This window comes from Pseudonocardia oceanicola, from assembly GCF_047200735.1.
In the GTDB taxonomy this organism is placed as follows: domain Bacteria; phylum Actinomycetota; class Actinomycetes; order Mycobacteriales; family Pseudonocardiaceae; genus Pseudonocardia.
The window spans coordinates 1-5,876 of sequence record NZ_JBJZON010000056.1 but is presented as its reverse complement, the minus strand read 5'-3'; the positions used below and the strand labels follow the sequence as shown (position 1 = coordinate 5,876).

The following is a 5,876-nucleotide window of genomic DNA, read 5'->3' as shown; positions in this document are numbered from 1 at the left end:
CCTCGACTACACCGACATCCGTCTCGACCACTCCGGGGACGGCATCGCCGAGATCACGATCTGTCGGCCGGAGGTGCGCAACGCCTTCCGCCCGCAGAGAAGCGAGGAGGCGCAGGAGGGCCGCGAGGCGTACAAGGCCAAGCGCACCCCCGACTTCAGCGCGTTCCCGCGCCGGGCCTGAGGGGGGAAGACCATGAGCGATGCCGAGATCAACCCGGTGAGCTGGGAAGACGCCGGGAGCGGCGTGCTGGTCGCGACGATCGACCGCAGGCCCGCCAACGCCCTGGGCCCGCCGATCATCGACGGGCTGAATGCGCTGCTGGACGAGGCGGAGCGCCGCGACACCCGGGTGCTGGTGCTGACCTCCGCCATCCCCGGCTTCTTCGCCGCGGGCGCGGACATCAAGCACATGGGCACCGTGGACGCGCAGTCCTTCACCGAGTACGGGAACCGGCTGCGCGGAGCCGTCGAACGGCTCGCCTCGGCGAACCTGATCAGCATCGCCGCGGTCGAGGGCGTCGCCCTCGGCGGCGGGTTGGAGCTCGCATTGGCAGCCACCATGCGGGTGTCCGGCGCGGACGCGAAGTACGGGCTGCCCGAGGTCCGGCTCGGCCTGATCCCGGGGGCCGCGGGCACCCAGCGGCTGCCCCGGCTCGTCGGCCGTGGCCGGGCGATCGACATCATGGCGACCGCCCGCCAGGTGCCTGCCGACGAGGCGGCCGCGATCGGCCTCGTCGACCGGCTGGTCGAGGCCGGTCGGGCGCGCGAGGCGGCGCTGGAGCTGGCGGGACAGCTCAGCGGGCTGTCGCGGCCCGCGCTCGCGGCCGTCGTGCGGACCGTCGACGCCGCCTTCGACCTCCCCTTCGCCGACGGCAAGCGGTACGAGGTCGAGCAGATCCAGGAGCTGTTCGAGTCCGGCGAGGCCCAGGAGGGGATCACCGCCTTCCTGGAGAAGCGGGCCCCGAAGTTCGCCTGATCGACCGGAAGGACACGCGACGATGCTGGACACCGGGTACGGGCTGACCGTCTTCACCGCGGGACACGGGCCGGACCGCTTCCGCCGGGCCGCCGAGGTCGCGCGCGCGGCGGAGGCGGCGGGGTTCTCGGCGGTGTGGGTCAGCGAGCTCTACAACCGCTCGGCCACGGTGCCGATGGCGGCGCTCGCCGCCGCCACCGAGCGGATCCTGATCGGCTCCAACATCGCCTACGGGGCCGCGCGCTCGCCGATGATCCTCGCCGCCGAGGCCCGCGACCTCGACGAGCTCAGCGGTGGCCGCATCGTGCTCGGCCTCGGCAACGGCACTCCGGGGATGATGCAGAACTGGATGGGCGTGGACGGGTCCGCGCCGGCCGTGCGGATGGAGGAGCTGGTCGCGGTCCTGCGCAAGCTCTGGCGCCTGCACGAGGGCCCGGTCGCCCACGAGGGACGCTTCTACTCCCTCGCGATCAACCCGACGATCCCGACGGCCCCGCCGATCCAGGACCCGCTGCCGATCTGGACCGCGGGAGTCAACCCGCGGATGGTCCGCGCGGCCGGCCGGGTCGCGGACGGGCTCGTCGGGCATCCGATGATGACCGCCGCGTACGTCGAGGAGGTCCTCCGCCCGGAGCTCGCGCGCGGCGCCGAGGAGGCGGGGCGGGACGTGCGGGTCGCGGTGTCCGGCACGCGGATCTGCGCGCTCGACGCGGACGAGGAGGCCGCTCGCCGTCGGGCGGCGTTCGCGATCGCCCAGTACGCCGCGGCCCGGGTCTACGACCGGCTGTTCGCCCTGCACGGCTGGTCCGCGGCCCAGGCCACGATCCGGGCGGCCGCCAAGACCCGGGACGGCGAGGCGATGGCCGCCGCCGTCACGGACGAGATGGTCGACGCGATGGCGATCGCCTGCCGGCCCGAGGACCTCCCGCGGCACGCCGCCCGGCACGCCGAGCCGTTCGACCATCTCAATCTCACGGCGGCGCCGTGGGGCCTGGAGCCCGAGGACACCGAACGGGCAACGCGGCAGATCGTCGCCGCTCTCACCCCCGCACCCGTCTGACCCGCACTCGTTCGAACGAGGAGAACCCATGTCCGCCACCACCTTCCGCCTGGAGAGGCCGCGCGACGGGGTCGCCGTGCTGACCCTGGACCGGCCGGACCGGCTCAACTCCATGACCGCGGAGATGTTCGCGGAGCTGGAGGCGGCGGGCAGGCAGCTGGACCGCGAGCCCGGCCTGCGCGCCCTGGTCGTCACCGGCGCGGGCAAGGCCTTCTGCGCGGGCTACGACCTCGCCGCGGCCGAGCAGCTGCCCTCGTTGGGGGCACTGGGGATGCTGGACCTGCAGGAGAGCGCCGCGCGGGCACTCGCCGCGATCCGGGGTGTCCGGGTGCCGGTGATCGCCGCGGTCAACGGCGCGGCCGCGGGTGGCGGGCTCGCGCTGGCGCTGGCCGCCGACATCCGGCTGGCCTCGCCGCGGGCGAAGTTCGTGCCCTCCTTCGTGACCATCGGGCTGTCCGGCGGTGACCTCGGCACGTCGTGGCTGCTGCCACGGCTGATCGGCCCCGCGGCGGCCGCGGAGTTCCTCTACAGCGCCCGGACGATGGGGGCCGAGGAGGCCGAGCGGACCGGGCTGGTCAACCGCGTCGTGCCCGAGGACGAACTCCTCGACGCCGCCCTGGAGCTGGCCGGGCAGATCTGTCAGAACTCGCCCGGTGGGGTCCAGCTGTCCAAGCGCGCGTTGCAGGCGAACATGGAGGCCTCCTCCTACGCGGCTGCGCTGGAGCTGGAGAACCGCGGTCAGGCGCTGCTCACGCGCAGCGAGGACATGACCGAGGCGCTCACCGCCTTCCAGGAGAAGCGCGCGCCCGTCTTCGAGGGGCGCTGATGGTCGCCAAGACGCTCGTCGAGCTGGAGACGCTGCGGGTCGAGCTGCGCGAGGACGGAGTCGCCGTCCTCACCGTGAACCGCCCCGACCGGGCCAACTCCCAGACCCAGACGATGTTCCACGAGCACAACGAGGCCGCGCTGGCCCTGCGGGACAGCGGGGCGCGGGCGCTGATCCTGCGCGGTGCGGGGGAGAAGGCGTTCTGCTCCGGGTTCGACCTCGCCGAGGTCGGTACGATCCAGGCGATGGGGGTGCGGGAGTTCCTGTTCTTCCAGGAGGCCGCGACGGGCGGCCTCGCCGCCATCCGGGAGCTGCCGTTCCCCGTGATCGCTGCGATCCACGGCCCCGCCGTCGGCGGCGGCCTCGCGCTCGCCCTCGCCGCGGACATCCGCCTCGCGGCGCCCACCGCCAAGCTGTCCTGCGCGTTCGTCCGGGTCGGGCTGTCCTGTGGTGAGCTCGGGACGTCCTACCTGCTGACCCGGCTGATCGGCTACGGCCGCGCGGCCGAGCTCGGCTTCACCGGCCGGGTGGTCGGGGCCGCCGAGGCCGAGCGGATCGGCCTGGTCAACCGGGTGGTGCCGAGCGAGGACCTGTTCGCCGAGGCGGACACCCTCGCCGCCGCGATCGCCGCCAACTCGCCCGGTGGTGTGCGCATGACCAAGCGGGCGCTGCTGCGCAACCAGGAGGTCACCTCCTACGGGGCCGCGCTGGAGCTGGAGAACCGCGGCCAGTCCCTGTTGACCCGTGCCGAGGACATGCCCGAGGCACTCCACGCCTTCCTCGAGGGCCGGCCCCCGAACTTCACCGGGAGATAGCCTGATGACGCTCACCGACGTGCACGTCCCGGACCCCGGGTTCGGGCCGAAGGACGACCTGCGGCACTGGCCCGCCGAGCCCGGCGGCCGGATGCGGGACTCCCTGTTCTACGAGATGATCATGCCCGACGAGCGGCTCGGGCTGCAGGTCTACCTGTTCCTGACCGCGCACGGGAAGGCCGGGTTCAACGTGTCGGTCTGGGGCCCGGACAGCGAGCCCGTCGCCCTCGACCTCGACGGCGGCACGGTCCCCGCGGACATGGACCTCGACGACTTCCGGCTCAAGGGCCTCACCATCCGCCAGCCCGAGCTGCGGCGCACCGCCGAGGTGACCTACGAGAGCGACACGATCCGCCTCGAGTACCGCTTCGAGGCGGTCCAGGACGCGTTCAGCTACCGCTCCAACCCCGACGGGCTCCCGGCGTGGTTCGCGGCCAACCGGCTGGAGCAGACGGGCCGGGTCTCCGGCTTCCTGGAGGTCGCCGGCCGGCGCATCGAGTGGGACCGGCGCATGGGCCACCGCGACCACTCCTGGGGCAACCGGGACTGGGGCGTGCCGCACCACTGGAAGTGGTTCGTGGCCTACACCGACTCCGGCCGGGCGATCAACGGCTGGATCTGGATCGCCGGCGGCGAGTGGGGCTTCGCCGGCTCGGTGCTGCGCCCCGACGGCGTGACGGTCCCGGTGGAGCGCATCGAGCACAAGGCCACCTACCACGACGACATGTCCCAGAAGCGGCTCGAGGCCACCCTCGTCGACACCGCCGGCGGCCGCACCGAGGTCGTCTTCGACCGCTACGGCCTGATCAAGCTGCCCACCAACGACAAGATGGCCACCGAGATCTGGGAGTCCGCCTGCGACGTCACGATCGACGGTGAACCCGGTGCCGGCCAGTGGGAGACGCACTGGCCGCGGGAGTACCTGGGGCACCTCGTCGAGAGCCGCCGCCGTGCGCGCTGAGTGGCCACCGGGTGTTCTGGAGGGCTTCCTCGCCGGGATCGTCGACGGACCGCTGTGCGTGCGCCGCATCGGCGACGGCCACTCCAACCTGACGTACCTGGTCAGCGGGAGCCGTGACGTCGTCGTCCGGCGTCCGCCGCCGCCTCCCGTCCCCCCGGGCGCGCACGACGTGCTGCGCGAGGCGCGGCTGCTGCGGGGACTGGCCGGCACGGGGGTCCCGGTGCCGGAGGTGCTGGCCACCGCCGAGGCCGGCGAGGTGATCGAGAGCCCGTTCTACGTGATGAGCCACGTACCGGGCCCGGTCGTCACCACCCGGACCACGCCGGAGCTGACCGGACGGGGCCGGGAGATCGGCGAGTCCCTCGTGGACACCCTCGCCGCACTGCACGCCGTGGACTGGCGGGCCGCCGGGCTGGCCGAGATGGGCCGCCCGGAGGGCTTCAACCTCCGGCACCTCCGCCGGATGCGGCGCCTGGTCGAGGACCCCCCGGAGGGCTTCGCCGAGGTGGAGGCCTGGCTGGAGGCCCACGCCCCCACCGAGTCCGGCGCGGCGGTGGTGCACAACGACTACCGCCTCGGCAACGTCATCCTGGGGCCCACCGGGCGGGTCGCCGCCGTGCTGGACTGGGAGCTCGCGACGATCGGCGACCCGCTGTTCGACGTCGGCTACTTCCTGGTCTGCTGGCCGGAGGAGGGCGAGCCGCTCACCCCGACCGCCGCGCTGGGCACCGCCGCGCTGGAGCCCGGCTGGCCGGGGCGCGCCGAGCTCGCGCAGCGGTACGCGGCGACCACCGGCCGGGACCTCACCGGCCTGCGCTGGTACACCACCATGGCGCTGTGGAAGCTGGCCGTGCTCTACGAGTACAGCCACCGTCGCACGGTCGCGGGTCACGGGGACCCCTACTACGCCGACCACGGCCTGGTGGAGTCGTTCCTCGCGGCGGCGCGGCGGACGGGTCCGGAGGATCAGCCGCTCAGCAGCCGGGCCGTCTCGTCGAGCAGGGCGGGACCGACCGGGTCGGGGGAGTAGACCGACACCCGGTCGACCCCACCGTCGTCAACGGCGTCGACCTCCATGGCGACTCCTCTCGTCCCCGGCATCGCACGTCGGGCGCGCGACGATCCGGGGACGAGAACCTCGTGGACCACCAGGGCCGGTGCGGCGGGCCGCGTCGCGGCCCGTCGGTCAGCCCCGCTGGGCCTTGGCCGCGGCGCTGGCGGCCTTGCTCTTCTGCTTG

General features: G+C 73.6%; 6 protein-coding genes and 1 pseudogene. All 7 read left to right on the top strand.

Annotated elements, in window-relative coordinates:
* Positions 1–181, top strand: a pseudogene (locus ACL02T_RS34600) (hypothetical protein); the annotation flags it as partial.
* Positions 182–193: 12 nt separating this feature from the next.
* Positions 194–976: an enoyl-CoA hydratase/isomerase family protein gene (locus ACL02T_RS34595; RefSeq protein WP_412835046.1), complete on the top strand. Its 783-nt coding sequence runs from the start codon at positions 194–196 to the stop codon at positions 974–976.
* Positions 977–998: 22 nt separating this feature from the next.
* A complete protein-coding gene (locus tag ACL02T_RS34590) occupies positions 999–2,036 on the top strand; it encodes an LLM class flavin-dependent oxidoreductase (RefSeq protein WP_412835045.1) in 1,038 nt (345 codons plus the stop codon).
* 28 nt (positions 2,037–2,064) lie between these two features.
* The gene (locus ACL02T_RS34585) at positions 2,065–2,862 is read left to right on the top strand and encodes an enoyl-CoA hydratase/isomerase family protein (protein WP_412835044.1); all 798 of its coding nucleotides are present in this window, start codon (positions 2,065–2,067) and stop codon (positions 2,860–2,862) included.
* Positions 2,862–3,677, top strand: coding sequence for an enoyl-CoA hydratase/isomerase family protein (locus tag ACL02T_RS34580; protein WP_412835043.1), 816 nt, complete (start codon positions 2,862–2,864; stop codon positions 3,675–3,677). Before ACL02T_RS34585 ends, ACL02T_RS34580 begins: the two co-directional genes overlap by 1 nt.
* A 4-nt stretch (positions 3,678–3,681) precedes the next feature.
* A complete protein-coding gene (locus ACL02T_RS34575; RefSeq protein ID WP_412835042.1) occupies positions 3,682–4,638 on the top strand; it encodes a DUF7064 domain-containing protein in 957 nt (318 codons plus the stop codon).
* Entirely contained in the window at positions 4,628–5,668 is a 1,041-nt protein-coding gene (locus tag ACL02T_RS34570; RefSeq protein WP_412835041.1) for a phosphotransferase family protein, read from the top strand. The genes ACL02T_RS34575 and ACL02T_RS34570 overlap by 11 nt, the downstream gene beginning before the upstream one ends.
* Positions 5,669–5,876: the final 208 nt, after the last annotated feature.